At 72.5% G+C, this 26,948-nt stretch carries 20 protein-coding genes; 10 read left to right on the top strand and 10 right to left on the bottom strand.

The annotated features are described in order from the left end of the window. Positions 1-161 precede the first annotated feature (161 nt). The 4 genes from ACO4JP_RS04650 to eno all read right to left on the bottom strand — a co-directional run bounded on the left by ACO4JP_RS04650 (position 162) and on the right by eno (position 3,972). The gene (locus tag ACO4JP_RS04650) at positions 162-1,148 is read right to left on the bottom strand and encodes an exopolyphosphatase (protein WP_425956219.1); all 987 of its coding nucleotides are present in this window, start codon (positions 1,146-1,148) and stop codon (positions 162-164) included. 73 nt (positions 1,149-1,221) lie between these two features. Further along, positions 1,222-1,731: a DUF501 domain-containing protein gene (locus tag ACO4JP_RS04645; protein WP_425956218.1), complete on the bottom strand. Its 510-nt coding sequence runs from the start codon at positions 1,729-1,731 to the stop codon at positions 1,222-1,224. Then, a complete protein-coding gene (locus tag ACO4JP_RS04640) occupies positions 1,728-2,534 on the bottom strand; it encodes an FtsB family cell division protein (protein WP_425956217.1) in 807 nt (268 codons plus the stop codon). The genes ACO4JP_RS04645 and ACO4JP_RS04640 overlap by 4 nt, the downstream gene beginning before the upstream one ends. Before the next feature lie 154 nt (positions 2,535-2,688). After that, positions 2,689-3,972, bottom strand: a complete 1,284-nt coding sequence (gene eno / locus ACO4JP_RS04635) for a phosphopyruvate hydratase (RefSeq protein WP_425956216.1) — start codon at positions 3,970-3,972, stop codon at positions 2,689-2,691. Between the two features lie 251 nt (positions 3,973-4,223). On the opposite strand from eno, the gene ACO4JP_RS04630 reads away from it, so the two are divergent. From ACO4JP_RS04630 to ACO4JP_RS04620, 3 genes are read left to right on the top strand one after another with little or no spacing between them, the layout of a single operon-like run. Beyond that, positions 4,224-5,750 (top strand): ABC transporter permease, encoded by a 1,527-nt coding sequence (locus ACO4JP_RS04630; RefSeq protein WP_425956215.1) that lies wholly within the window; start codon positions 4,224-4,226, stop codon positions 5,748-5,750. Between the two features lie 30 nt (positions 5,751-5,780). Next, entirely contained in the window at positions 5,781-6,476 is a 696-nt protein-coding gene (locus ACO4JP_RS04625; protein ID WP_425956214.1) for an ABC transporter ATP-binding protein, read from the top strand. 52 nt (positions 6,477-6,528) lie between these two features. Next, positions 6,529-8,394, top strand: coding sequence for a SpoIID/LytB domain-containing protein (locus ACO4JP_RS04620; protein ID WP_425956213.1), 1,866 nt, complete (start codon positions 6,529-6,531; stop codon positions 8,392-8,394). Between the two features lie 227 nt (positions 8,395-8,621). Here the strand turns inward: ACO4JP_RS04620 and ACO4JP_RS04615 are convergent, their stop codons facing one another. Continuing rightward, positions 8,622-12,110, bottom strand: coding sequence for an endo-1,4-beta-xylanase (locus ACO4JP_RS04615; protein ID WP_425956212.1), 3,489 nt, complete (start codon positions 12,108-12,110; stop codon positions 8,622-8,624). A 211-nt stretch (positions 12,111-12,321) separates the two neighbouring features. Here ACO4JP_RS04615 and lhgO point away from each other — a divergent pair, with 211 nt between their 5' ends. Then, a complete protein-coding gene (gene lhgO, locus ACO4JP_RS04610; protein WP_425956211.1) occupies positions 12,322-13,524 on the top strand; it encodes an L-2-hydroxyglutarate oxidase in 1,203 nt (400 codons plus the stop codon). A 14-nt stretch (positions 13,525-13,538) separates the two neighbouring features. Here the strand turns inward: lhgO and mfd are convergent, their stop codons facing one another. Continuing rightward, positions 13,539-17,147, bottom strand: coding sequence for a transcription-repair coupling factor (mfd, locus tag ACO4JP_RS04605; protein ID WP_425956210.1), 3,609 nt, complete (start codon positions 17,145-17,147; stop codon positions 13,539-13,541). 321 nt (positions 17,148-17,468) lie between these two features. On the opposite strand from mfd, the gene ACO4JP_RS04600 reads away from it, so the two are divergent. Beyond that, complete coding sequence (locus tag ACO4JP_RS04600) at positions 17,469-19,136, top strand: GMC oxidoreductase (RefSeq protein WP_425956209.1); 1,668 nt, start codon at positions 17,469-17,471, stop codon at positions 19,134-19,136. A gap of 29 nt (positions 19,137-19,165) precedes the next feature. On the opposite strand, the gene ACO4JP_RS04595 is transcribed toward ACO4JP_RS04600, so the two are convergent. Then, a complete protein-coding gene (locus ACO4JP_RS04595; RefSeq protein WP_425956208.1) occupies positions 19,166-20,044 on the bottom strand; it encodes a glycosyltransferase in 879 nt (292 codons plus the stop codon). Positions 20,045-20,246: 202 nt separating this feature from the next. Here ACO4JP_RS04595 and ACO4JP_RS04590 point away from each other — a divergent pair, with 202 nt between their 5' ends. Continuing rightward, on the top strand, positions 20,247-21,149 hold the full coding sequence (locus tag ACO4JP_RS04590) for a glycosyltransferase (protein WP_425956207.1): 903 nt from the start codon (positions 20,247-20,249) through the stop codon (positions 21,147-21,149). A gap of 106 nt (positions 21,150-21,255) precedes the next feature. Next, positions 21,256-21,792, top strand: a complete 537-nt coding sequence (locus ACO4JP_RS04585) for an acyltransferase (protein WP_425956206.1) — start codon at positions 21,256-21,258, stop codon at positions 21,790-21,792. 34 nt (positions 21,793-21,826) lie between these two features. Here the strand turns inward: ACO4JP_RS04585 and ACO4JP_RS04580 are convergent, their stop codons facing one another. The 3 genes from ACO4JP_RS04580 to ACO4JP_RS04570 form a co-directional block, all read right to left on the bottom strand. Beyond that, the gene (locus ACO4JP_RS04580; protein ID WP_425956205.1) at positions 21,827-22,423 is read right to left on the bottom strand and encodes a hypothetical protein; all 597 of its coding nucleotides are present in this window, start codon (positions 22,421-22,423) and stop codon (positions 21,827-21,829) included. Positions 22,424-22,488: 65 nt separating this feature from the next. Continuing rightward, the gene (locus ACO4JP_RS04575; protein WP_425956204.1) at positions 22,489-23,085 is read right to left on the bottom strand and encodes an acyltransferase; all 597 of its coding nucleotides are present in this window, start codon (positions 23,083-23,085) and stop codon (positions 22,489-22,491) included. Further along, positions 23,085-23,996, bottom strand: coding sequence for a hypothetical protein (locus ACO4JP_RS04570; RefSeq protein WP_425956203.1), 912 nt, complete (start codon positions 23,994-23,996; stop codon positions 23,085-23,087). The genes ACO4JP_RS04575 and ACO4JP_RS04570 overlap by 1 nt, the downstream gene beginning before the upstream one ends. Positions 23,997-24,196: 200 nt before the next feature. On the opposite strand from ACO4JP_RS04570, the gene ACO4JP_RS04565 reads away from it, so the two are divergent. Genes ACO4JP_RS04565 through ACO4JP_RS04555 form a run of 3 tightly spaced genes read left to right on the top strand, consistent with a single transcriptional unit; the run spans position 24,197 to position 26,948 of the window. Beyond that, complete coding sequence (locus tag ACO4JP_RS04565; protein ID WP_425956202.1) at positions 24,197-25,036, top strand: WecB/TagA/CpsF family glycosyltransferase; 840 nt, start codon at positions 24,197-24,199, stop codon at positions 25,034-25,036. After that, positions 25,033-26,049 carry a glycosyltransferase family 2 protein gene (locus ACO4JP_RS04560; protein WP_425956201.1) on the top strand — a complete coding sequence of 339 codons (1,017 nt, stop codon included), beginning with the start codon at positions 25,033-25,035 and terminating at the stop codon, positions 26,047-26,049. The genes ACO4JP_RS04565 and ACO4JP_RS04560 overlap by 4 nt, the downstream gene beginning before the upstream one ends. Continuing rightward, positions 26,046-26,948, top strand: coding sequence for a DUF6492 family protein (locus ACO4JP_RS04555; protein WP_425956200.1), 903 nt, complete (start codon positions 26,046-26,048; stop codon positions 26,946-26,948). The genes ACO4JP_RS04560 and ACO4JP_RS04555 overlap by 4 nt, the downstream gene beginning before the upstream one ends.

The following is a 26,948-nucleotide window of genomic DNA, read 5'->3' as shown; positions in this document are numbered from 1 at the left end:
GGGTGAAGTCTACGTCGGGACTTTGGTCCGCTCGTCAAACGTCTTGCAGATCACCACCAGACGGGCCGACGGTGAGCGCAGCACCCCAGCCCTAACCACTCAGACGACCACGGCATGGTCTGCGGCCGCGCCCACCACGGGCCTGAGCTGCCTGAGAGGCGTCAGCGGATCGACAGCGCGATGCCGTCCAGGATGTCGTGCTCACTCGTGAGCACGTGGGTCAGCGCTCCGCCCGCGGCAGCGACGTCGTCGCGCACGCGCCGCACCACCTCGCCCCAGACCAGCGCCCCCGCCCCGATGACGTCGGCACGGCCGGGCTGCAGGAACCCGAGCGCGAGGCGCTCGTCGCGGGTCATGGCGAGCAGCCGGTCGCAGGTGGCGAGGACGTCGTCGACGGCGAGCTGCGCGCCGTCGACCGCGCTTCGGTCGTAGGCCCGCAGCCCCAGGGCGCACGCCGTGACGGACGTCACCGAGCCGGCGAGGCCCACGAGCGTCGTCGTGCGGCCCAGCGGCACGACGGCGGCCGCGGCGTCCAGGGCGGCGTGCACGTCGGCGCGGGCGGCCGCGACCTCGTCGGCCGTCGGCGGGTCGGAGCGGAGGTGCCGCTCGTGGAGACGGACGGAGCCGACGTCCATCGACAGCGCGGCCTCGGGTGCCGCCTCGCCGAGCACCAGCTCCGTGGAGCCGCCGCCCAGGTCGACCACGAGGTACGGGCCGGAGTGCGTCGCGCCGACGACGCCGGTCGCACCCCGGAAGGAGAGCTGCGCCTCCTCGTCGCCCGAGACGACCTCGGCGTCGACGCCGATCGCCTCGCGGATCCCCGCGAAGAACGCGTCGCGGTTGCGAGCGTCGCGGGTGGCCGACGTCGCGACGAACCGGACCTTCCCGGCGCCCGTCGCGGCCACGACCTGCGCGTACTCGCGGGTCACGGCGAACGTGCGCTCCAGCGCCTCCGGCGCGAGCTCGCCCGTGCGGTCCACGCCCTGGCCGAGCCGCACGATCGTCGTACGGCGGTCGACCTCCGTCAGCGTGCCGTCCGCAGCGACGTCTGCGACGAGGAGGCGGAGCGAGTTGGTACCGCAGTCGACGGCGGCGACGCGGCGGGCGGAGGGCCCGGCGGGGTGGGAGGCGGGAACGTGCTGAGTCACCGGGACACCCTCTCACCGCGCACCGACGCGAGAGCCCGCGAAGCCGCCGCCGCGGGTATGACGTTGGCCCGCGTCAGCAGGTGCAGCGGTCGCGGCGCCAGGTCGGGGCGGCCAGCGCCAGGGTCTCCTCGCCGAGCGGGTTGATGCCCGGGCGTGCGAGCGCGTGGCCCATGAGGACGTGCAGGCACTTGACGCGCGTCGGCATGCCACCGGCGGAGATGCCGTCGATCTCGTCGACGTGGCCCAGCTCCTCGCGGTCGGCGAGGTACGACTCGTGCGCCTTCCGGTACGCCGCGGCCAGCGCGGCGTCCTCGGTGAGGCGCTGCGACATCTCCTTCATCACACCGCTCCCCTCCAGGGTCGACGCCGCGGCGACGGCACCCGGGTGGGTGAGGTAGTACGTCGTCGGGAACGGCGTGCCGTCAGGCAGGCGGGGGGCCGTGCGGACCACGAGCGGGCGGCCGCAGACGCAGCGGGCGGCGATGCCGACGACGCCGCGCGGCTCGCGCCCGAGCTGCTCGGCGAGCACCTCGAGATCGGCGGGAGTGACGTCGGTCGGGTTCTCGGGGACGGGGTGGCTCACTGGCCGATTGTCTCAGACGGCACCTTGGCCGCCCCGCCGCCGTCGGCAGCGCCGGGCTGCGCCGCGCCCGGCTCGTCCGCCGGCCCGTCCGCGACTTGCACGGAGTCCCACAGGGCCGCGTACCACGGCGTGCCGGCGCCCGACTCCGTGCCGACGACGCCGGCCTCGACGGGCTTGCCCGTCACCGGGTCGACGTCGTCGACCACCGTGTCGCCACCGATGGTGCGCCACACGCGGTCGCCGGGCATGACGAAGTGCAGCTTCTCGCGCGCCTGGCCCTCGATGTACGCGTTGTCGTCCCAGCGGTGGAGCTCGCTCTGCAGGCGGTCCGCTTCCGCGTGCTCCGCGTCGAGCTGGGAGCGCAGCTGGTGCAGCTCCATCGACTGCTGGACGGCGGCGCGGACCGTGGGCACCAGCAGCACGGCCGCGATCAGCACGACGACCGTGAGGACCAGCAGCCGCACGGTCAGGACCTCGGGCAGCACGAGGCCGTTGCGTGAGCGCCGCCGCGCGTCGCGGGCCGGGCCGGCGGGCCGGTTGAGGATCGCGCGCGCCCCCTTGCCACGGGCCGACGCCGGCACCGAGCCGTTGGCGGTCGCGCGCGCCCGGGGGGCGGTGGGGCGGGCTGCCGAGCCGCGGCCACCGGACGCCGTCGAGCCACGGCCACCGGACGCCGTCGAGCTGGGCTGGGACGCCGCGCCGCGCGGCTGCGCCGTCGAGCGCCCGCCAGACGCTCCCCCACGTGCGCCGGGCCGGGAGGCCGGCCGCTGGGCAGAGGACGAGGCGGGACGACGAGCAGGCACGCCCCGATTCTGCCGACCCGGACCCCGGTCTCGGGGGACGCGCCTCGGCGCGCCCCCTCCGCGCAGACGACGACGGCGGGCCGCCCCTCCGGAGAGGGACGGCCCGCCGTCGTCGTTCAGGTGGTCTCGACGAGCTCGACCGCCGGATGCGTGCTCAGCCCTTGAAGCGCGGGAAGGCGCTGCGACCGGCGTAGACGCCGGCCTCGTCGAGGGCCTCCTCGATGCGGAGGAGCTGGTTGTACTTGTTGATGCGCTCGCCACGAGCCGGGGCGCCGGTCTTGATCTGGCCGGCGTTGGTGGCGACCGACAGGTCGGCGATCGTCGTGTCCTCGGTCTCGCCCGAGCGGTGCGAGGTCATCGTGGTGAAGCCGTTGCGCTGGGCCAGCGTGACGGCGTCGAGCGTCTCGCTCAGCGTGCCGATCTGGTTCAGCTTGACCAGCAGCGAGTTGGCCGACTTCTCCTGGATGCCGCGGGCAAGACGCTCCGGGTTGGTGACGAACAGGTCGTCGCCGACGACCTGGACCTTGTCGCCGACCTCGGTGACGAAGGCCGACCAGGCGGCCCACTCGTCCTCGGACAGCGGGTCCTCGATCGAGACGATCGGGTAGTTGGCGACCATGTTCGCGTAGAGGGCGATCATGTCCTCGGTCGAGTGGACCTCGCCGTTCTTGAAGCGGTACGCGCCGTCCTTGAAGAACTCGGTCGCGGCCACGTCCATGGCGATGGCGATGTCGGAGCCCGGCGTGAAGCCGGTCTTCTCGATGGCCTCCATGATGAGGTCGAGGGCAGCGCCGTTCGAGGGCAGGTCGGGGGCGAAGCCGCCCTCGTCGCCGAGACCCGTCGCGAAGCCCTTGGCCTTGAGGACCGACTTGAGGGCGTGGTAGACCTCCGCGCCGGAGCGCAGGGCCTCCTTGAAGGTGGCCGCGCCGATCGGGGCGATCATGAACTCCTGGAAGTCCACGGTCGAGTCGGCGTGCGAGCCACCGTTGAGGATGTTCATCATCGGGACCGGCAGCACGTGGGCGTTCGGGCCGCCCACGTAGCGGAACAGGTCGAGGCCGGCCGACTTGGCGGCGGCCTTGGCGACGGCGAGCGAGACGCCGAGGATCGCGTTCGCGCCGAGCTTGCCCTTGTTCGGGGTGCCGTCGAGGTCGATCAGCGTCTGGTCGATCAGGCGCTGCTCCTCGGCGTCATAACCGATGAGCTCGGGGGCGATGTCGTCGATGACGTGGTTGACGGCCTGCTCCACGCCCTTGCCGAGGTAACGGCCCTTGTCGCCGTCACGCAGCTCCACCGCCTCGAAAGCGCCGGTCGACGCGCCCGACGGCACGCCGGCACGCGCGAACGTGCCGTCGTCCAGGACGACCTCGACCTCAACGGTGGGGTTGCCGCGCGAGTCAAGAATCTCGCGGGCGCCAACGGCTTCGATGCTAGCCACGGGTGCTCCTTGTCGAATGTGCCTTGTGGTCGTGAGTCAGCGTAGTTCCGTTGCCGCGCGGAAGCGCGACGCGTCCGCCGAGCGGCCGCCGGTGGACTCACCAGTGGTCGGACCATAGCACGCGTCACATTCTGCGCCGCGGGAGGCGGCTCCCAGTGCCCGCTCAGCCGCGCGGGCACGTCTCCCCAGGTGAGCGGCCTAGCGTCGGGGCGTCCCCGCGCTCCGGCGCGCCCCTCCTGGATGGAGCAGCGATGTTCTTCACCTACCTTCGCCGCGAGCTGCGGCACCGGCGCAAGCAGACCGTCGTCGTCGCCACGGGACTGGGCGTCGCCATCGCGCTCGTCATGGTCGTGTCGGCGGTCGCCTCGGGCGTCCGCGACGCCCAGGACTCCGTGCTCGACGCCGTCTACGGCGTCGGCACCGACATCACCGTCACGCAGACCGCGCAGCCGGGCGAGGGCGGCCAGGGCCGCCGCTTCCAGTTCGGCCAGGACGACGGCCGGACGTCGTCCGACGGCGGCTCGACCCAGCTCTCGCAGTCCCATCTCATCGTGGGCCGCGGCGCGACGGCGTACGACGCCGCCGCGCTGACCACCGTGCAAGGGCTCGACCACGTCTCGGGCGCGGCAGCGACGCTCAGCCTCGAGAACATCAAGTTCTCCGGCGAGCTCCCCCAGCCGGGCGACGCGCCGTCCGGCGACCCGCAGACCGGCGGCTCGAACCAGCAGGGCGACGGTCAGCGTCGGTCCTTCGGCGGCGGCAACTTCGACATCAACCAGATGAGCGTCACCGGCGTCGACCCGTCCGCCGACGCCGTCGGCCCGCTCACCACCGTCACCGTCACCGACGGCCGCGCCCTCCAGGCCGGCGACGCCCAGGCCGACGTCGCCGTCCTCGACGCGCAGTACGCGGACCAGAACAGCCTTGCCGTCGGCGACACCGTCGACGTCGGCGGCACCTCGCTCGAGATCGTCGGCCTCGTCGGCTCGACGAGCGGCTCGGGCGTCGCGACGGCCTCGGACGCGTACCTCCCGCTGCAGGTCGCGCAGACCCTGTCGGACTCCGCCGGCAAGATCACGAACCTCTACGTCTCGGTCGACTCGTCGTCCCACGTCGACGCCGTCAAGGACGCCATCTCCGCCGCGCTGCCCGACGTCTCCGTGAGCACGCAGTCCGACCTCGCCGGCGACGTCACCGGCTCGCTCGCCACCGCCTCGTCGCTCGTCTCGAAGCTCGGCACGGCGCTCTCGATCGTGGTGCTCGTGGCCGCGTTCGGCCTCGCGGTGCTGTTCACCGTCTCGGGCGTCAACCGCCGCACCCGCGAGCTCGGCACGCTCAAGGCCATCGGCTGGTCGCGCCGCCGCGTCGTCGGGCAGGTCGCGGGCGAGGCCGTCACGCAGGGAATCCTCGGCGGCATCGCCGGTGTCGTGCTCGGCGGCATCGCTGTGCTGGCGATCAACCTCGCCGGGATCACGCTCACCGGGTCGAACGGCTCCGGGTTCTCGTTCGGGGGCCCGCGTGCGGCCCAGGCGGCCGACGGCGCCGCCAACGCCGGCGGGTTCGCCGGTGGTGCGGGCGGAGGGCCCTTCGGCGCCGCGGGCGGCGCGTTGCGCGGCGCGAGCAGCGCCGTCGACGTGGTGCTCCACGCCCCGGTCTCGGTCTGGATCGTGCTCGCCGCGGTGGGCCTGGCGGTGCTCGGCGGGCTGCTCGCCGGCGTCGTCGGCGGCCGCCGCGCCGCTCGCCTGCGCCCCGCCGAGGCCCTCCGCTCCCTCGCCTGACCTCCCGACTGATCCACGAAGGACACCGACATGTACCAGCTCGAGAAGGTCTCCCGGACCTACACCCAGGGCAAGCGCGTCGTGCACGCGCTCCGCGACGTCGACCTCACCATCGCGACGGGCGAGCTCGTCGCCGTCCAGGGCCCCACCGGCGGCGGCAAGTCCACGCTGCTGCAGATGCTCGGCGGGCTCGACCGGCCGACATCGGGCAGCGTGAGGCTCGGCGCCTCGGGCGAGGGCACGAGCGACCCCGTCGACCTCGCGACCCTCGGCGACAAGGCCCTGACCACGGTGCGCGCCGAGCGCATCGGGTTCGTGTTCCAGACCTTCAACCTCATCCCGACGCTCACCGCGCAGGAGAACGTCGAGACGGCCCTGGTCCCCACCGACGTCGACGCCGCGACCCGCGCGGGGCGCGCCCAGGCGGCGCTGGCATCGGTCGGCCTGGCCGACCGTGCCGACCACCTGCCGGGCGAGCTTTCGGGCGGCCAGCAGCAGCGCGTCGCCATCGCGCGCGCTCTCGTCAAGGAGCCGCAGGTCCTGCTCGCCGACGAGCCCACGGGCAACCTCGACGAGGGCACGCGCGACGAGATCGTCGAGCTGCTCGAGGGGTTGTGGAGGGACAAGGGCCTGACGGTCATCATGGTCACGCACGACTCGGTCGTCGCGAAGCGCGCCAAGCGCCGCCTGCGGATCGCCGACGGACGGGTCACGCAGATCGCGTAAAGGTCCGGACGTGCCCTTGGCCTGCGGCAGAGCGTGTGCCAAGGTGGCGGCCATGCCACCCCTGTCACGCCGCTCGACGACGACGGCGCTCCTCACCTCGCTCCTGACGCTGGTGCTCGCCCTCGGGGGGATCTCCCTGGGGGCGAGCACCGCCGCAGCCGCGACCACCTACACCCTCGCAGCGTCCGGCGCAGGCTGGGTGGCCCCTGGCGGCGCCCGGACCCTCACCGTCACGTTCCTGGCCAACGGCGCCAAGGTCGCCTCCTCGAGCGTCTCGCTGCAGTACAAGAGCGGTTCCTCGTGGGTCTCCGCCGGCACCGTCAAGATCGCCGCGGGCACAGGCACGGTGGCCGTCAAGCCGCCGACGACGGGCCGCACGTACCGCTTCTACAGCACCGCCGCCAAGGTCGGATCGAACGCCGTCGCCGTCAATGTCGCCACGATCACGCCGTCCGGCGCGGGCACGGTGACCGAGGGCTCGTCCCGCACGCTGTCGGTCACCTACCTGGCGAACGGCGCCGCGGTCGCGTCGTCGTCACTGACGCTCCAGTACAAGAACGGCACGACGTGGGTGAAGGCGGCCACGGTCAAGATCACCGCCGGCAAGGGCACCGTGGCGGTCAAGCCGCCGCTGCCCGGCCTCACGTACCGGTTCGTGAACGCGGCCAACGTCGCCAGCGCCTCGGTGCTGGTGCGCGTGGTGCCCGCGACGTTCTCGATCGCCGGGTCGGGCGCGGGGCACGGCGCGGGCATGTCGCAGTACGGGGCCTACGCCCTGGCGAAGCAGGGCAAGACGACTGCGCAGATCCTCGGCACGTACTACACGGGCGCCAAGGTCGACACCGCTAACAACCCGTGGACGACGATCGCGGTCCAGGTGCTCGGGTACCCCGCGGACGCGCGCACCTCCACCACCATCCACGTCGACGGCCCGTTCACGCTCGCACCGGCCATCGGGACGAGCACGGCGTTCGCCTCGGCCGGGACGGTGACCACCAGCGTGTCGGCCAGCAACGTCACGGCGACGGTCACGCTCGACGACGGGTCCGTCACGAACAAGGCCGTGAGCGCCACGACCCGCCTGCGGGTCACGTGGACGACCACCGGCTCGGCGGCAGCGACCGCCACCGTCGCCGGCGCGCAGGGGACGTACCGGTACGGCACGCTCGACGTGACGTCGCTGCAGGGCCGCATCAACGTCGCCAACAACGTGATCCTCAACTCCGAGTACCTGTACGGCATCGACGAGATGCCAGCGTCGTGGGGCACGACCGGAGGCCAGGAGGCGCTCAAGGCGCAGGTGGTCGCCACGCGCACCTACGCGATCCGGAAGCTCAACGACGACAAGAACGTCAAGAAGTACCCGGGTGGTCTCGACCCCGCCTGCAACTGCAACGTCTTCGACGACACGCGCAGCCAGAACTACACGGGGTGGAAGAAGGCCGGGCTCACCGCCAACGCGCCGTGGGTCCAGGCCGTCGACCAGACGCGGGACGACAGCCAGAACACGGTGACCGTGGTGCACGACGCTGCGGGCGCGTTCGCCGAGACCCCGTACTTCGCCTCGACCGGCAAGGGCACGGGGTGGGGCACCGCGAACAACGCGGACGTCTGGGGCACCGCCCAGCTGCCGTACCTCGTCTCGGTCGCCGACACCTGGACCTTCGCCTCGGGCGCCCCGACCGACCCGTACGCGTCGTGGACCGACTCGCTTACCCAGGCGCAGGTCAAGACGCTGTTCGCCGTCGCGGACGTCAAGGCGGTCACCGTCACCGCCCGCTACCCCGGCGGCCTGGTCAAGACCCTGACGGCCACGACGTCGACCGGCGCGACCAAGGCGGTCACCAAGACGGCCGAGGCCTGGCGGTCCGCGCTGGGCGTGCAGTCGGGGTGGGTCGTGAAGCTCACCGGCCAGTAGTTGCACCCGCACGACGAACGGCCCCGCCCCTCCGCGAGGAGGGACGGGGCCGTTCCCATGCTGGTGGTCTCGACAGGCTCGACCACCGGAGGCGGGATCGACCGCCGGGGGCTTGGTCAGCGCGCACCGGACCGTCGCCGCCGCCTCTTGACTGTTGTGGGTACGACTTTGGCCCGGTTTCCGTCGGGAAACCGGGCCAAAGTCATACCCACAACGGAGGCGTCAGGTCAGGAGACCCGGGCCTGATTCCATCCGAGCAAGGTGCCGTGGGCGTCGAACACCGCGACCTTGGTCGTCGTGCCCGACGTCAGACCCGCCGGGACGAGCGCCTTGATCGCGCCGCTCGCGTCGGTCGTGCCCACCGTGCGCACGGCGTGGTCCGCGGTGTAGACCCAGGCGGTCACCGGCGTGTTCACCGGCAGGCCGCGCAGGAGCGCCTGGCCACCCGCGGGGATGAAGCCGGGCACGGCAAGGTTGCCGCGCACCGCGTTGGTCAGCTGGGCGGCCGACATCGGCGCGGTCGGGAACGGCACGAGCTGGCCGACACCCCAGCGGGCCGTCGTCTGGTAGCCCGTGCCCGTGGGCTCGGCCCACGAGTGCACCGAGGTGCGCGAGCCGCCCGTGCCGTCGTTGAGCTGGAAGTCCAGACCCTGGAACGTGCCCACACCGCCCTTGCCTTCGAGCGTGACGGCGGCCTCGACGATGTAGCCGGTCGCCGTGCGCGACGTCGCCGACGTCACGCGCGCGTTCTGCAGCGCGGCGTCGCCCGAGCCGAACGTGCGCACGTTGTCGACGTTGATGCGCATCTGCGCGTCGCCGGCCGTGTAGGCGCCGTTCTTCTGGTTGCCCTCGTCGACGAACATCTCGATCGAGTCCTGCTCCCAGGGGTTCGACGACGACACGTCGATCGTCGGGTCGGTGACCTGCGCGAGGACGTAAAGCCTGTCGCCCGACCAGAGCGTCCTGACCTTGGCGGTCGCGCCGTTCGGGTCGCCCGACTGCACCGTGTCGGTCGAGACGGTGCCGGCCGTGGCCCAGACCGGGTCCACCTTGCCGTCGATCGTCGGGGCGACGTCGGCCTGCGCGACCTCCGTGTAGGAGAGGTTCTCGAGGAACGTGACAGCGCCGGTGGTCCCGGCCGAGTTCCACGAGCCCACCACGGCGCCCGAGGCGAGCGCCCGGACGTCCGCCTTGCCGCTCGCACCGGCGACGACGCCGCTGTGGGGCAGGTGGACGATCGCGCGCCACGTGCCGTCCGACTGCTCCTTCGTGACGGCGACGGCGCCCGCGTAGCCGGAGACCGAGCCCCCACGCGTGACGGTCGCGGTCTGCGTGCCGTACTGGACCTGGACCGAGTCGGCCGCACCCGTCGCGGTGACGAGCGCCGTCAGGTGGTCGGCGTTCCAACGCATGACGAACGAGCCGGCCTGATGGGACAGCTTGGCCTGGGGCAGGTTCTTCCACGCGACGTCGCCGAAGCCGGAGGCGTCGGCCGCGACGTCGCCGCCGAACACGTTGGCCTGCTGCTGCAGCGCCGGCAGGTCGCCGTTGATGGCACCGAAGTAGGCCGGCTTGGCCTGGAGGTTGCCGTCGAACAGCGTCGCCGCCTTGCCCGTGAGCCACGAGTGGGCGTCGTCGAGGTTCCACTGCGTCACGGCGAAGATGTCGCCGTACTGCGCCTGGTGCGCCCGGAAGAGGTTGTAGACGTCCTTGTAGAAGTAGCCCTGCTGGATGATGAGCGCGCTCGAGGCGTTGTCGCCGACCGACACGTCGAGCTCGCTGACGGCCTGCTTGACGCCCAGCGTCGAGAAGCGGTCGAGGGCGGCCTTCATGGAGCTGACCGGCGTCGTGATGGACACGTGGAACTGGTGACCCACGCCGTCGACCGGGACGCCCTGGTCGCGCAGCGACTTGACCTCGGTGAAGAGCCGGTTCTGCTTGTCGATCGACTCGGTGCCGTAGTCGTTGATGATCAGCGTGATCGGGCGGTTGGTGCCCGGCGCCGCGTACTGCTGGTCGAACGCCTGGTTCGCGTACTGGAAGGCCAGGTTGATGAAGTTCGGGCCGAGGATGTTGTACCAGTTGCTCTGGCGCAGGCCGTCCGGGGTCGCGTTGTCGGCGATGACCTCGTTGACGACGTCGAACGACACCATCGGGTTGGTCGACGAGCCGAACAGGCCGTACTTGTCGGACAGCGTCTTGGCCACGTTGAAGATGTGGTCGTGCAGGCGCTGCGTGAGGAACGCCTGGTCGGCGGCGCTGTTCGTCAGCGCGGTGCCGTCGTCGTGCTGGAAGAACCACGCGGGCGTCTGGTTGTGCCAGAGCAGGGTGTGGCCGTGGACGCGCAGGTGGTTGGCCTGGGCGAAGTCCATGAGTGCGCTGGTCTCGGAGCTCATCCGGAAGTTGTGGCTCGCGTCGTACCAGCCCTCGGGCTTCATCGCGTTCTCAGGCGACAGCTGATTGAAGTCCTTGAGCACGAGCTGCGAGCGGACGCCGGTGGTCTCGGCCGAGCCGGCGGCGACGCCGACCGGGAAGGGAACCGTGTCCTTGAGCGACGGGATGTCCGTCTGGATTGGCGACGCGCCGGGCTTGGTGACCTTGACCTCGTCGATCAGGAAGGTCGAGATGTTGCCGGCGTCGCCCGAGGCCCACTTGGTCTCGACGTACATCTCCGCCGCGCCGTCGAACGCCGGCAGCGTGACGTCGCCGGAGACGTGCGTCCACGCGTTGGTGACCCCGGTGATCGCGAGCAGGTTGGAGAAGTTCTCCGCCGTGCCGTTCACCGTGTGGGCCGACAGCGTGAGGTCGCCCGGCTCCTGGCCGTCGGCGAACCGCAGCCAGCCGTCGAAGTGGTAGGTGGTGCCGGCCGCGAGCTTGCCCGCGACGGAGTACTGCGGGCCGTCGCCCTGGTTGTCGCGGCCGGAGACCTGCAGCGCGTGGGCCGTGCCGTTGGCACCGCCGTCGACCACGGCGAGCGCCGCGCCCGTCGTGGCGGTGTCGCGCAGCGTCCAGCCCTGGGCACTGCCGTTCTCGAAGTCCGTGTCGATCACGGTCTCGGCCTCGCCGCTCGGAGCGGGGGGGCCGGTGATCTCGATGTCGTCGACGAGGATCGTGTACGCGCTGCTGTCGGCCAGGTTCGAGGTGCCGAGGTAGATCTGGAGCGTCGCCGGGTCGGCGTCGGCCGCCGCGGGCGCCGTCCACGTCCCGGAGACCGTGGTCCAGCCGGCGGCGTTGACGGTCGCGTTGCCGATCCAGTTGTAGTTCGGCTTGGCCACGAAGCGGATGTCGCTGGAGGCCGGGCCGCCGGCGGCCAGGCGGGCGCGCATCGAGAACCCGTACGTGGTGCCGGGCTTGAACAGGCCGACCGGGGACTGGATGCCCTCGTAGTCCGCCTTGCGCGTGATGGACAGCACCTTGCCGTCCGCCGTGCCGTCCGGGCTGTCGACGACGGCCAGCGTCGGGCCGCCGGACTGCGACCACGTGCCCGTGGTGCCGTCCTCGAAGTCGACCGCCGAGACGATCGTCGGGGCGGCGCCGTTGGCCGAGGACGCGCCGGCGCCGATGGCGACCAGAGCGCCGCCGACGGTGAGCGCCGCGGCGGCGACGCTCGCGACCGTCTGCCGCCATCCTCGGCGGTGGCCCGCCAGGTCTCGTGCGGGGGCGTGCGCCCTGCCGCTCGCTGGCCGGGCGTGCGCCGGCGTCAGCTTCGTGTTCATATCGCTCCTTTGCGACGTCGGTGGGGGGGACCCACACGTCTTGGGACGCGACGTCGCGTCCGCGCAGCCGAGGCTACGGCGCCGTCGGGTTAACGGCAACGGTTGAACCAATTGTGGATGCCCGGAGCCACCTCACCCGGCAGTTCACCCGGGAGCCGCCTGACGGGGCGGCGCGCGGGCCGCTAGCGTCCCCGGTGATGAGGAGGCACGCATGAGGATCGTCGTCGTCGGTGCCGGGATCGTCGGGCTCGCGACGGCCGCGCGGCTGGCGGCACGGGGCGACGACGTCGTCGTCGTGGAAAAGGAGCAGCGGCTGGCGGCGCACCAGACGGGCCGGAACTCCGGGGTGATCCACTCTGGCCTGTACTACGCCCCCGGCTCGCTCAAGGCGCGGCTCGGCGTGGCCGGGTCGCGCTCGATGGTGGCGTTCGCGCGCGAGCACGGCGTGGCCGTCGACATCTGCGGCAAGCTCGTCGTGGCGACGTCCGGCGAGGAGGTGCCGCGGCTGCGCACGCTGCTCGATCGCGGCACCGCCAACGGCGTCGAGGGGCTGCGGTGGCTGACGCCGGACGAGGCGCGTGACGTCGAGCCCCACGTGGCGTGCGTCGCCGCGGTGCACGTGCCCACGACCGGCGTGGTCGACTACCCGGGCGTCTGCGCCGTGCTCGCGAAGCAGGTCGCCGACGCCGGCGGCGAGGTGCGCCTGTCAGCGCCGGTGCGGTCCGTCGTCGAGCGGCCCGGCCGCGTCGAGGTCCGCGTGGCGCTCGACGGCGAGCGCGAGGAGGCCCTCACCGCGGACGCCGTCGTGGCGTGCGCCGGCCTGTACGCCGACCGGTTCGCGCGCGCGTGCGGCGTCGACCCGCTTGCGCGGATCGTGCCCTTCCGCGGGGAGTACATGTCGCTCACGCCGACGGCGGCGCGCCTGGTGCGCGGGCTGGTGTACCCCGTGCCGGACCCGCGCTTCCCGTTCCTCGGCGTACATCTGACGCGCGGCGTCGACGGGGGCGTGCACGCCGGGCCCAACGCCGTGCTCGCGCTCGCGCGGGAGGGCTATCGCTGGCGCGACGTCGTGCCCGGCGACGTGCTCGACGCCTTCGGCTGGCCGGGACTGTGGCGGCTGGGCGCGCGCAACCTGATGCCGGGCGCGCGCGAGGTGGCCCGATCGGCGTCGAAGCGGCTGTTCGCGCGGTCGCTGGCGCGGCTGGTGCCGGAGCTGGGGCCGGACGACGTCGTGCCCGCACCCGCGGGCGTCCGGGCGCAGGCGCTCGGCCGCGACGGCCGGCTGGTCGACGACTTCCTGGTGGTGACGGGCCGCCGCCAGGTCCACGTGATCAACGCGCCGAGCCCTGCAGCGACGGCCTCGCTGGAGATCGCCCGCCACCTGGAGACCCAGGTGGACGCGGCAGCCGCCTGACGGCCGGCCGCGCGTCAGCGGGTCGCCGCTGCCGCGGCGGCCGAGACCTCGCCCACGATCACCGCGTCGATCAGCTGGCGCGCCCACGTCAGCACCTCCGCGCCCCGCAGCGGGCGGCCGCCGATGCGGGCCGTCGTCGGGAACGGGACCAGGAACGCGCGGATCGCCGGCTTGAGGATCGTGCCCGGGTACAGCCGCTTGAGGCGCAGCTGCGCCGACTCCGGCAGGTCCACCGGGGCGAACCGCACGAACTTGCCCTGTGCGGTGACGTCCGTAAGGCCCGCCCGGCGGGCGTGGTTGCGGAAGCCGGCGACCTCGAAGAGCGCGGCGGCGACCTCGGGCAGCGCGCCGTAGCGGTCCACGAGCTCCGCGCGCACCTCGGCGAGCAGAGGGGCGTCGCCGGCCGCGGCGATCTTCCTGTACGCCTCGAGGCGCAGCCGTTCGGTGGCGATGTAGGACTCGGGCAGGTGCGCGTCGACCGGCAGCTCGATCGTGACCTCGGGCTGCTCCTCCGGGGCGTCGCCGCGGAAGGCCTGGACGGCCTCGCCGACCATGCGCACGTACAGGTCGAACCCGACGCCCTGGATGTGGCCGGACTGCTCACCGCCCAGCAGGTTGCCGGCGCCGCGGATCTCGAGGTCCTTCATGGCGATCTGCATGCCCGCGCCGAGGTCGGTGTGGGCGGCCATGGTGGCGAGCCGGTCGTGCGCCTGCTCGGTGAGCGGCCGCTCGGGCGGATACAGGAAGTACGCGTAGGCGCGCTCGCGCCCGCGGCCCACGCGCCCGCGCAGCTGGTGCAGCTGCGAGAGCCCGAGCATGTCGGCGCGCTCGAGGACGAGCGTGTTGGCGTTGGAGATGTCGAGGCCGGTCTCGACGATGGTGGTGCACACCAGGACGTCGAGCTCCTTCTCCCAGAACCCGCGGATGACCTGGTCGAGCTGGTGCTCGCCCATCTTGCCGTGGGCAACGCCGATGCGGGCTTCCGGCACCAGCTCGTTGAGGCGCTGCGCGGCGCGCTCGATGGACTCGACGCGGTTGTGGACGTAGAACACCTGGCCCTCGCGCAGCAGCTCGCGGCGGACGGCCGCGGTGATCTGCCTCTCCTCGTAGGCGCCCACGTACGTGAGCACGGGGTGGCGCTCCTCAGGCGGCGTCTGGAGGGTCGACATCTCGCGGATGCCCGTGACGGCCATCTCGAGCGTGCGCGGGATCGGGGTCGCGGACATCGCCAGGACGTCCACGTTGGTGCGCAGCTGCTTGAGCGTCTCCTTGTGCTCGACGCCGAACCGCTGCTCCTCGTCGATGACCACCAGGCCCAGGTCCTTGAAGTGCACCTGGCCGGTGATGAGGCGGTGCGTGCCGATCACGACGTCGACCGTGCCGTCCTTGAGGCCCTTGATGGTCTCCTCGGACTCGCGTGCGGACTGGAAGCGCGACAGCGCTGCGACCTTGACCGGGAAGCCCTGGTAGCGCTCGGAGAACGTCTCGAAGTGCTGCTGGACCAGCAGCGTCGTCGGGACGAGGACGGCGACCTGCTTGCCGTCCTGGACCGCCTTGAACGCCGCGCGGATGGCGATCTCCGTCTTGCCGTACCCGACGTCGCCGCACACGAGGCGGTCCATCGGCGTCGGCTTCTCCATGTCGGCCTTGACCTCGTCGATCGTGGAGAGCTGGTCGGGCGTCTCGACGTAGATGAAGGCGTCCTCGAGCTCGCGCTGCCACGGGGTGTCGGGTCCGAAGGCGTAGCCCTCGGTGGCCATGCGGGCGCTGTAGAGCCGGATCAGCTCGGACGCGATCTCGCGGACGTGCTTGCGGGCCTTCGCCTTGGTGTTCTTCCAGTCGGCCCCGCCCATCCTGGACAGGCTCGGCGCCTCGCCGCCCACGTACTTGGTCACCTGGTCGAGCTGGTCCATCGGGACGAACAACCGGTCCCCCGGCTGGCCCCGCTTGCTGCTCGCGTACTCGAGCACCAGGTACTCGCGCGTGGCGGCGTTGGCGCCTGCCCCGAGCGTGCGCTGCACCATCTCGACGAACTTGCCGACGCCGTGCTGCTCGTGCACCACGTAGTCGCCCGCACGCAGCTGCAGCGGGTCGACGACGTTGCGGCGGCGGCTGGGCAGCTTGCGCATGTCCCGCGTGCCGGTGCCCTGCCGGCCCGTGAGGTCCGACTCGGAGAAGACGGCGAGCTTCAGGTCGGGGGCCACGAAGCCCTTGCCCACCAGGGCGGGCAGCACCAGGACGACGCCGGACCCGGGCTCCTCGTCGAGCCCGGCGACGAGACGGGCAGCGGTGTCGGCCGCCATGAGCTGCTCGGTCATGCGCTTGGCGGGGCCGTGACCCTCGGTGGTGAGCACGAGGCGCCACCCCTCGCGCTGCAGCCGGCGGATGTCGCCGAGCGCCCGCTCGAGGTCTCCGCGGTAGGACTCGACGTCGCGGGCGGCGACGACGTGGGTGGTGACGCCGTCGTCGTCGGATCCGCCCACCGCTGGCGAGCCTGAGAGCTCGTCCGCCTCGGGGTCCAGGCCGAACGCCGAGAGCGTCCACCAGCCCAGCGCGCGCCGCCCCGCGACCTCGCGGATCTCGGCGAGGCTCGCGAAGCTTGCCGCCGAGAGGTCGATGGGAGCCTGGCCGCCCGCGACCGCACCGGTCCAGGCCGCCGCGAGGAACTCTTCCGTGGTCGCCACGAGGTCATGGGCCCGACGGCGCACGCGCTCGGGCTCGTCGACGACCAGCAGCGCGTCGTCGGGCACCAGCTCGAGCACCGGCACCATGTCGTCGACCAGCACCGGGGCGAGCGACTCCATGCCCTCGACGGCGACGCCCGCCGCGAGCCTGTCGAGCATCTCGATCGCGCCCGGCAGCTGCTCGACGAGCTCCGCGGCGCGCGCCCGGACGGCGTCGGTCAGCAGGATCTCGCGGCACGGCGGCGCCCACACGCCCTGCTGCGCGATCTCGAGCGAGCGCTGGTCGGCCACGGAGAACCAGCGGATCTCGCTGACCTCGTCGCCCCAGAACTCCACGCGCAGCGGGTGGTCCTCGGTGGGCGGGAAGACATCGAGGATGCCGCCGCGCACCGCGAACTCGCCGCGGCGCTCCACCATGTCGACGCGCGTGTAGGCGGCGGCCACAAGCCGCTCGGCAAGGTCGGTCAGGTCCGCGGTGTCGCCGTCGTGCAGCGCGACCGGCTCGAGCTCGCCCAGGCCTGCGACCACGGGCTGGAGCAGCGCACGCACAGGCATGACCAGGACGCGGATCGGCCCGGTGGGCCCGGCCTGGGCGGCCGGGTGGGCCAGCCGGCGGAACACGGCGATGCGGCGGGCCACCGTGTCCGCGCGCGGGGACAGGCGCTCGTGCGGCAGCGTCTCCCAGCTCGGCAGCACCGCGACGTCGTCGGCCTGCTCGTCGGGCAGGTAGGCGCGCACGGACGCGGCCAGCTCGTCGGCCTGCCGGCCGGTCGCCGTCACGACGACGAGCGGGCGTTGCTTCGCGGCCTCGACCAGCAGCGGGGCCCGCACGCCCTGCGGTCCGACCACGTCGACGAACCCGCGCGCGCGGACGTCCTCCAGCGCGGCGGTGGCGCCGGCGTCGGCGAGGAGGGCGGGGACGAGGCCGGTGAGGTTCACGGGTGACGCTCCGGTGGTTGGGGCTCCGCGCCCGGAGGCCTCGACAGGATCGGCCCCCGGAGCACGCACGACGACGGGCCCGGATCTCCCCTGGGGCGGGGTCATCCGGGCTCCGACCAGGGTACGCCGCCGGGCCCTGCCCTCGCCGAGACCGGCGGCAGGTGACGCGCTGGACAAGGCTTACCGGGACCGGCCTTTTCACCCTGGGTATCGTGGTTTTCGCCCGCTCCGCGCACCGGGCCCGGCGCGGGCTGCCGACTACCGTGACTGGCACCGCGAGTTCGGGAGCGGGACGCAGCGAGCCGTACGAGCACGGGAGCCGTGGAAGTGACGATCATCGCCGACCAGGACGCCCTTCCGGCCGACATCGACCTGTGCGTGGTGGGCGCCGGCCCCGTCGGGCTGAGCACCGCGCTCGCCTCGGCAGAGCTGGGAAAGCGGGTCCTGCTGGTCGACGCCGGGACGGCGACGTCCGGCGGCCGCGACGTGGACCTGGCCGGTGAGGGCCTTCCCACCCGCGTCGTCGACGCCGCGCGTCACGCGCCTCTCGAGCAGACCACCCGACGCGGGATCGGCGGGACGTCCTGGCTCTGGGGCGGACGGTGCGTCCGGTTCGAGCCGATCGACTTCGAGGCCCGGGACTACGTCCCCGACAGCGAGTGGCCGATCGACGTCCACGACGTCGAGCAGTGGCAGGGTGCGGCCGCGCGATACCTCGACTGCGGCACCGCGACGTTCCGCAGCACCGAACCCGACTGGGAGGGGCTGGACGACTTCGAGATGTCGCAGCTCGAGCGCTGGGCACGGCAGCCCAAGCTCGCGCCCGGCCTCGGCGCACGCGTCCTCGAGCACCCCCTGATCCACGTGCTGATGGAGACCAGGCTCACCGACCTCGACCTCGCCGACGACGGATCGGTCGAGGCGCTCGTCGTCAGTCGTGCCGGCACGACGACACGGCTGACCGCCCCTGCCTACGTGCTCGCGATGGGTGGCCTCGAGATCACGCGCTTCCTGCTGGGCGTCCAGCAGAACCGCCCCGCCCTGTTCGGCGGCGTCGACGGACCGCTCGGCCGCTACTACATGGGCCACGCCACCGGCAGCATCGCCGACATCGTCTTCGACGACCCGTCGCGCGCGGCCGAGCTCGACTTCGAGCGCGACGCGGGTGGCACCTACGTGCGCCGCCGGTTCACGTTGACCGAGGAGGCGCAGCGCCGGCACAGGGTGCTGAACACGAGCTTCTACCTCGACAACCCGCCGTTCTACGAGTACGAGCACCGCAACCCGACGCTCTCGCTGGTCTTCCTGGGCCTGGCCATCCGCCCTGTCGGCAGCCGCCTCATCGCCGAGGGAATCCGCCTGCGCCATATCGGCCAGCCGCCGTACCACTTCCGCGCCCACGTGATCAACGTCCTGCGCAAGCCCTGGCGGGCCGCGGCGGACGTGCTCGACGTCCTGCGGCAGCGCTACCTGGCGAAGGTTCGCCGCCCGGGCTTCATCCTGCGGAACGACGGCGGCCGGTACGCGATCCACTACCACGGTGAGCAGGTCCCGAACCCGGACAGCCGTGTCTTCGTCCAGACGCGCGAGGACGGGAGCCCCGAGCTGCGCATCGACTACCGGTACGTCGAGCAGGACATCGACTCGCTGCTGCGCTGCCACGAGCTGCTCGACGAGCAGCTCCGGCGGGCGGGCATCGGCCGGATCGAGTACCTCGCGCCGACCCCGGAGGGCGTCCGTGCCTCGGCGTGGGAGCAGGCCACCGACGGCTTCCACAGCATCGGGACCACGCGGATGAGCGCCGACCCCGCCGACGGAGTCGTCGACCGTGAGTGCCGCGTCCACGGGTCCGACAACCTGTACATCGCGTCGAGCAGCGTGTTCCGCACGGCCGGCGAGGCGAACCCGACGTTCCTCGCTGCCTGCCTCGCGGTGCGGCTGGCCCATCAGCTCGCCCAGGTGCACGCACGACCCGAGCCCGTCGTCTGAGGCTGCGCTCATGGCGCGATCCTGACTGCTCAGACAGCGTCTGGCTCGGCGACGGCGTCCCGGCTCGTCTGGTCCCGGTTCCACGACTGCCCCACTCCGCGGGCCCGCAACCGGGCGGCACGGAACCTGGGCACGACGTTGGCGACGAGGTAGACGAGCCCCGCCGGCCATAGCAGGGGCCTGCGCGCCACACGCCCTACCAGCACGCTGGTGCTCCGGACCCCGCCCTCGTGGTCGAGCTCGGGGAACTGGTCGGCGAACTCGTGGTTGCCGGCGACGATGCGTGTCTGACGGCGCAGGAACGACCGAAACGTCAGCGGCGCGCGCATCCTGAAGAACTGGTCGTCGGCCACGAGCCGCTCGTGCGGCTCGAAGATCCGCTGCGCATAGAGGTCGTCCGCGATGACGTCGGGGAACAGCCCCCAACGCGCACGGCCCGCGGCAGACACGACGTAGATCCCGGAGCCGATCATCCCCCGGCGCCGGTACTCGGTCAGCTCCCACACCCGGTAGTACAGGCGCACGGGCAGGCTCGCGCCGTCGGTGTCGATGATGAGCCGCGGCGCGCCGCCATAGGGCGGCCCGTCAGCGCCGAGCCTGTCGGCGACGGCGCAGATCGCCTCGGCGGTGACCGTGATGTCGGCGTCGAGATAGGCCCGCGGGAACGCGGTCGCGGCAGCGTCGCCTGCGTTCAGCGCGGCGATCTTCGACGGCGTCGGAATGTCGACGACGGTGACGCGGGGCGATGCCGCCGCCGCGACTCGCGCGGTGTCGTCCGTGCACCCGTTCGCGACGACCACGATCTCGAGGCGCTCGTCGGCGTCGGACGCAACCAGCGCACGCAGTACGCGGCCGATCACTGCGGCCTCGTCATGCGCGGGGATGATCACGCTCACCCGCCCTGGCATCGCCTTGAGGCTACCGTCGGCATCCGCGCACGGGCACGTCCCCGCCGGTGACGTTCACCCAGGTACCCCTGGTTTTCACCCCGGAGTGGCTCGAGGCCGCGGTAAGTCGATGAACTAACGTGAAAACGATCCTGCCAAGAACGGTGCGGCCGTCACCGACCTGCTCACCGCACCGAGTACCCATTGTCAATGGAGGACTCCGGTGAGCCAGACCCTCGGCCACGTCGTCGTCACCCGGTTCAACCTGCCGTCCGTCGGCGCCGAAGCCTTCATCCGAGCGGAAGAGGGCTGGTTGCGGAACCGGGTCACACTCTTCGAGACGTACTGCCTGCCGAGCATGCTGGCGCAGACGGTCCGTGACTTCTCGTGGATCGTGTACGTCGACCCGGCCAGCCCGCCGTGGTTCGTCGAGTGGATCGAGCGCACGGCGCCGGGAGCATTCACGGTGCTGCGGCGCGACGCGGTGACCGGCGCCCTGATGCTCGAGGACATCGCCGAGGTTCTCGGAACACCTCCCGAGCGGCTGCTCACGACGAACGTCGACAACGACGACGCCGTCGCGGTCGACTTCGTGGCACGGCTGCGGGAGGCCGGCCTGGCACGGGCCGAGCGCACCGCGGTGTACCTCGAGAACGGCCTGATCCTTCAGGGCACGCACCTGTACGCGCGACGCGACCGCTCGAACGCGTTCTGCTCGGTCGTCGAGCCCTGGCAGGACGCCATGACGTGCTGGGCGGACTGGCACAACCGCCTAGAGGTCCACATGCCCGCCCTCCGGCTGGGCGGAGCACCCGCGTGGCTCCAGGTGGTGCACGGCGCGAATGTGAGCAACCGGGTGCGGGGGCGGCTGGTCAGCGCTCGCCCGTACCTCGGTCGGTTCACCGTCGCGATCGGCGACCTGCCCGAGCCGGCCGTCGGTGACCGGCTGGCCGACCGGATGCTCCGCGCACCACTGCGCATGCTGCGGGACGGATCCCGCAGGCTGGTCAAGCTGCTCGTGCTCCGGATCGGTGGCACCTCGTCGGTGATGCGCCTGACGGATGCCAAGGCGAACGTCCTCCACGCCGTCAAGACGCACCCGAAGCCCGCGAACGTCGACCGCTGATGGCAAGGCCGGGTGAACGACGGGTGATCTGCGCCGACGGGCAGACCGGCGTGCGGAGGCCCTGGTTAGTGTCGGGCTCGGATCGATGAGCGGAACGGGAGAGCAGATGGGACTGCACCATGGGGCCCGCGCGGCCACGCTGCGTCTGGTACGCCTCTCCACCTGGAAGCAGTGGGCGCGCGTCGCGAACTTCCTGGCCTACGACGGTGCCGAGCTGGGCGCCGCCTCCGTCGGGGCTGGCGCCAAGGTGTCGCCGACGGTCTCGATCCGCAACGGTGAGCGCGTCCGGATCGGTGCCGGCGCCCAGATCGGCGCATCCTGCTCGCTGTGGGCGGGTGACTCGTCGGGGCGGATCGAGATCGGCGACCACGCCCTGTTCGCCCCCGACGTGTTCATCACGGCGTCGAACTATGACTTTGACGCCGCTCCCGGGCCAGTGATGGATGCGCCGAAGCGGGAGGCAGACGTGTCGATCGGGGCCGACACGTGGCTCGGCGCCCGGGTGGTGGTGCTGCCCGGCGTGAGCATCGGGGACGGCACGGTGGTCGCCGCAGGCGCCGTCGTGACCAAGGACCTGCCGGGCGGCGTCCTCGCCGCCGGCGTGCCCGCCCGGGTGATCCGCAAGCGCGGAGAGCAGCGGTAGCGGATCCCCGGCTCGCGCTCTCGCTGAGCACGGTTCATCCGCCTGCGGCGAGCCCCGCAGGCAGGGCGTCGAGCAGCGCGGTACAGGCACTCGTGTCACCCGACCGGCACGTGTCGGCGAGTCCCTGCAGCTCGCCCGCGTCGCCGGCGAGCTGCACGAGGCCGTCCGGCCCGAGCTCGCGGGCCAGGTCGAGGGCGGCGCCGACGTCGCCGTCGGCGAGCCTGTCCACCTGCGCCGAGAGCGCCGCGTACTGCTCCGAGACCTGCGCGACGCCGTGCAGCCCGCCGCGCAGGTCGTCGCCGTAGGCCTCCCACACCCACCACGCCCCGAGCGCTACGACGAAGGTCACGGCCAGCTCGAGCACGCCGAGCGTCACCGCGGCCCGGGCCAGGCCGCGCCCTCGGGTTCCACGCCGCGCCGCCCGGCTCGCGCCGAGGCTGCCGAGCAGGATCGCGAGCACCGACACGAGCGGCACCACCAGACCGACCAGTGCTGCGACGAGCGCCGCAGCGGAGGGTCCGTCCGTGCTGTCGGGGGGCGGGACATGCACGCCCGGGGCCGCGTGGCGCGGCACCGCCGGCAGCTCCTGGGTCGGCGGGACGTGCGGCTCGAGTGCGGCATGTCGGGTCACGGGACCTCCTTGTCGTGCGACGCGCACCGACCGTAGCGGAGGTCACCCGCTACTTGAAAGCCGGCTCAGCCCTCGGCGTCCGCGGAGAGCAGCCCGTCCGTCTCGGTGTACGTCTCCCCCGTGGCAGGGCAGCGCCAGCGCCCCTCGCCGTCGTCGACGAGCGGGACCCCGGAACGGCCGACCCACCGCAGACGGCGGGCCGGGACCCCCGCGACGAGGGCGAAGTCGGGCACGTCGCTCGTCACGACCGAGCCGGCGGCGACCGTGGCCCAGCGCCCCACCGTCACCGGCGCGATGCACACCGCCCGGGCACCGATCGAGGCGCCCGTGCGCACCGTCACGCCGACGGCGTCCCAGTCGTGCGCCGACTTGAGCGATCCGTCGGGGTTGACGGCGCGCGGGTACAGGTCGTTGGTGAGCACGACGGCCGGGCCGATGAACACACCGTCCTCCAGCACCGCGGGCTCGTAGACCAACGCGTAGTTCTGCAGCTTGCAGCTCGCCCCGATGCGGACACCGGGGCCGACGTACGCGCCGCGCCCCACGTTGCACCCGGGCCCGACGACGGCATCCTCGCGCACCTGCGCGAGGTGCCAGATCGACGTCCCCTCCCCGATCGTCGCGCGCTCGTCGACGTCCGCGGACTCCGCGATCCTCGGCATCAGCTCTCCCTCTCCCGGGCCGTCGGCCCGCCATCCAGTTGCGCCAGCGCGGCGCCCAGCTCGAGAGCGGCGGCGACGGAGACCAGCCCCGCGCCGGCCAGCAGCGCCGCCGCCGCGATCATGCCCGTCGTCACGTGGCCCGTCGATGGCGTCACGGTCGCGAGCACCATCACGGCGACCCCCGCCAGCAGGGCGCCGGCCGCTCCCAGGCGGCTGCGCGTAGACCGGTACGCGGCTGCCTGCCCGCTCGCGCGGCCGCGCGACGCCGTCCGCACCACGGCGGCCGACACGACCGCCCACACGACGACCACCACCATCGACGCCAACCCGTCGGCGACCGTGTGCCACCGGGCCAGCACGACCCCGGCCCCGGTGCCCGCGATGACGAGGACAGCCAGCACGGCGACCCAGCCGCGCGCCCGGCGCGTCGCGGCGAGCACCGGTACCGCCGTCGCAGCCGCGGCGGCGACGTGCCCGCTCATCACGTGCCACGGCGCGGCCTCGGCCACCCAGGCGGGGGACGGCACCAGGACTGCCTTGACCAGCTCGACGGTCCCGTACGCGGCGACGGCGACGGCGATCGCGACCGCGGCACTGCGCCGGCGTCCGTGAACCACAAGGTCGCGAGCGCAGAAGAGGATGAGGATGAACAGGCCGGCTGCGAGCAGGTACTTGATGCCTCCCCGCATCACTCGCCACATCCCGTGGACGTTGTCCGCGAGCCGGCTCGCGATGACCGTGTCCCATCCGGTCAGGTGCGGCAGGAGCAGGGGCAGCGCATCGACGCGCGCCGCGACCAGGACGGCGATCGCCGCGCACCCCACCAGCCCGCCCGCCACGGCACGGCGTCGGCCGGTCGCGACGCGCGGGGACGGACGTGCGGGCGAACGGTTCCCGGTCTGCGCACTCACGCGTCCACACTCGCCGACGACGCCGCCGTGTCCCAGACCGAGCGGGGTGAAATCGGCCCTGACCCACCCATTTCACCCACCGGGCCCGGCCAGCCATTTCACCCAGGGTGCCGGGGTTTTCGCCCCCGCGCCCCCTGGCCGCTCGCGAGACGCGGACTAGCGTGATTCAGGCCACCAGGCCTCATGGAACCGGAGGACAGATGACGTCGGTCGTCGACCACCCCGCAGCCCGACCGGGAACCGCCCTGGTCGCCGATCACGCCGCCCCCTCCCGCATCCGGATGGGCGGCGTGCCGGTGGACCTGCTCGACCACGCGGGCGCCCTGTCCACGATTCGCGCGCGCAGCGTCGCCACCGAGGGCCGCCCGCTCGGGGTCGTCTCCGTCAACCTCGACCACCTGCACTGGTTCGGGCGGGGCGCCCCGCTGAACGGGAACTTCGGCATTCGCGAGGGCGCCGGCGCTCCGGTCAGCTGGCTGCACCTGATCGACGGCGCCCCCGTCGCCGAGCAGGCTCGGCGGGCCACCGGGAGGCCGTGGCCGCGGCTGGCCGGAAGTGACCTCGCGGGGCCGATCCTGGCCGCCGCCGAGGCCGACGGCGTCTCCGTGGGGTTTCTCGGCGGGTCGCCGGAGACCCACGAGAAGCTGCGCACGGCGCTCGCGACCCTCTATCCGGGCCTCGCCATCGCCGGCATGTGGGCACCGCCTCGCACGGTCCTGCTGGACACGGAGTCGGCCGACACGCTGGCGGCCGAGATCGCCGCAGCGGACGTCGGGATCCTTGTCGTCTGCCTCGGCAAGCCTCGGCAGGAACTGTGGATCGACCATTACGGCGCCGCCTCCGGCGCACGCGTGCTGCTCGCCTTCGGAGCGGTGGTGGACTTCCTCGCCGGCCGGGTCACGCGCTGCCCGGAGTGGGTCGCCCACCACGGGCTCGAGTGGGCGTGGCGGCTCGCCCTGGAGCCGAAGCGGCTGGCGCGGCGCTACCTGGTCGACGGACCACCGGCGTACCGAGCTCTCAGGCACGGGGAGGACGCGTGACCGCGGCCGACGTCGCGGGCCTCCCCGCCCCGGTGACCGGCCCCGGCTTCGCCCGCGAGGGCGAGCACGCGGACGTCGCCGTGCTCGTGGTCACCTACCGCAACGCAGAGCACGTCGAGCAGCTGATCACGACGCTGCGCGCACAGACCGGCGACGACCAGCGGCTGCGCGTCGTGATGGTCGACAACGACTCCGACGACGGCACGCTCGAGGCGATCCGAGCCCACGACGATGTCGTCGCCGTCGCCGCGGGCGGCAACCTCGGCTACGCCGGAGGCGTCAACGTCGCCATGGAGCACGCCGGCGACGCCGCGGCCGTGCTCGTGCTCAACTCCGACCTCGAGCTGCGCCCCGGATGCATCGAGGCGCTGCGCGCCCGGCTGGCCACCTCCGGGCCGGGTGTCGCGGTGCCGCACATCGTCGACCTCGAGGGGACGACGTACCCCTCGCTCCGCCGCGAGCCATCTCTCCTGCGGGCGATCGGCGACGCCGCCTGCGGGCCGCTGTTCCCGGGCCGGCCCGGAGCGCTGAGCGAGACGATCTTCGACCCCGCGCGGTACGAGCAGGTCGGCACCGCCGACTGGGCGACGGGTGCGGCCCTGTTCATCTCCCGGTCCGTCGCCGACACCGTCGGGCCGTGGGACGAGCAGTTCTTCCTCTACTCGGAGGAGACCGACTTCCTCCGTCGTGTCCGCGAGGCGGGGTTCACGGTCTGGTACGAGCCGGCTGCAGAGGTGTGCCACGAGAGGGGTGGCTCGGGGCGGTCCGTGGAGCTGATCAAGCTCATGAACGTCAACCGGGTCCGGTACGTGCGCAAGCACCACGGCCGCCCGTACGCGGCGCTGTACCGCGCCCTCGTGATGCTCCACGCGGCGGCCCGGGCCTATCGCCCGGTGGACCGCGAGGTGCTGCGCACCCTGGCCCGCGAGGGGTCGTGGTCGTCGCTGCTCCAGGCGTCCGGCCCGGAGGCGATGTCTCCGGCCCTGCCGGCTGAAGGTGGCTCATCGCGATGAGCCTTGCCGTCGTCACGACCAGCTATCGGCCAGACTTCGCGAGCTTTGCGCGGCTTCACGAGTCGGTCGCGAAGTACACCGACCCGTCGGTGCGGCACATCGTCGCCGTTCCCGGGGCTGACGTGCCGTTGTTCGAGTCGATCGACTCATCCCGGCTCGAGGTGATCAACCAGCGTCAGGTGCTTCCCAGGTGGTTCGTGGAGACAACGAGGCTGGCGCGCCTGCCCTACCTTCCGCGCGGGTTCCGCGTCGCGTCGATCAACCTCGCACGCCCGTGGCTCCCGATCCGCGGCTGGATCCTCCAGCAGATCGTCAAGCTCGCCGTCGTCGCGGAGCTGGACGTCGACGTCGCGCTCATCCTCGACTCCGACGTGCTCGTCATCAGGCCCATCGAGGAGTCGACGTTCCGGCGCCCGGACGGTGTGGTCCGTCTGTACCGCAAGCCGAACGGCATCTGGGCGGGGATGAAGCGGCATGTCGCCGAGCGACGGAGAGCGCTCGAGCTCCTCGCGGTCGGCGAGGTCGAGGCCGAGTCCCCCGACTACATCGGGGGCATCATGAGCTGCGATCCGGCCCTGGTGCGCGAGATGCTCGCCCGGATCCAGGAGGTCACCGGTCAGCGTTGGCAGGACTGCGTGGGGTCAAGCCTCGACTTCTCGGAGTTCATCACCTACGGGACCTACGTCATGTCGCTCGCCGACGAGAGCAAGCGATCCTTCGTCAGTGACGACAGTCTCTGCCTCAGCCACTGGGACCTGAATGCACTCGACCTCGAGGCGGCGCGCCTGTTCCTGGCCGGGCTGAAGTCCAGCGACCTGGCCATTCATATCCAGTCGAACACCGGGACCAGCGATGCGGTCCTGGAGTTCGTGGCCGCCCAGGCGGCCACCGCCGACTGA

The organism is Xylanimonas sp. McL0601 (genome assembly GCF_049852175.1).
GTDB lineage: Bacteria > Actinomycetota > Actinomycetes > Actinomycetales > Cellulomonadaceae > Xylanimonas.
Note: the sequence above shows the minus strand (reverse complement) of the source record. Positions and strands in the feature narration are given on the sequence as shown.

Bases quoted from the DNA above. Each gene is read 5' to 3' on its own strand.
- ACO4JP_RS04630 (WP_425956215.1), top strand. From the start codon at position 4,224: ATGTTCTTCACCTACCTTCGCCGCGAGCTGCGGCACCGGCGCAAGCAG.
- ACO4JP_RS04625 (WP_425956214.1), top strand. From the start codon at position 5,781: ATGTACCAGCTCGAGAAGGTCTCCCGGACCTACACCCAGGGCAAGCGC.
- ACO4JP_RS04620 (WP_425956213.1), top strand. From the start codon at position 6,529: ATGCCACCCCTGTCACGCCGCTCGACGACGACGGCGCTCCTCACCTCG.
- ACO4JP_RS04615 (WP_425956212.1), bottom strand. From the start codon at position 12,110: ATGAACACGAAGCTGACGCCGGCGCACGCCCGGCCAGCGAGCGGCAGG.
- lhgO (WP_425956211.1), top strand. From the start codon at position 12,322: ATGAGGATCGTCGTCGTCGGTGCCGGGATCGTCGGGCTCGCGACGGCC.
- ACO4JP_RS04595 (WP_425956208.1), bottom strand. From the start codon at position 20,044: ATGCCAGGGCGGGTGAGCGTGATCATCCCCGCGCATGACGAGGCCGCA.
- ACO4JP_RS04585 (WP_425956206.1), top strand. From the start codon at position 21,256: ATGGGACTGCACCATGGGGCCCGCGCGGCCACGCTGCGTCTGGTACGC.
- ACO4JP_RS04575 (WP_425956204.1), bottom strand. From the start codon at position 23,085: ATGCCGAGGATCGCGGAGTCCGCGGACGTCGACGAGCGCGCGACGATC.
- ACO4JP_RS04565 (WP_425956202.1), top strand. From the start codon at position 24,197: ATGACGTCGGTCGTCGACCACCCCGCAGCCCGACCGGGAACCGCCCTG.
- ACO4JP_RS04555 (WP_425956200.1), top strand. From the start codon at position 26,046: ATGAGCCTTGCCGTCGTCACGACCAGCTATCGGCCAGACTTCGCGAGC.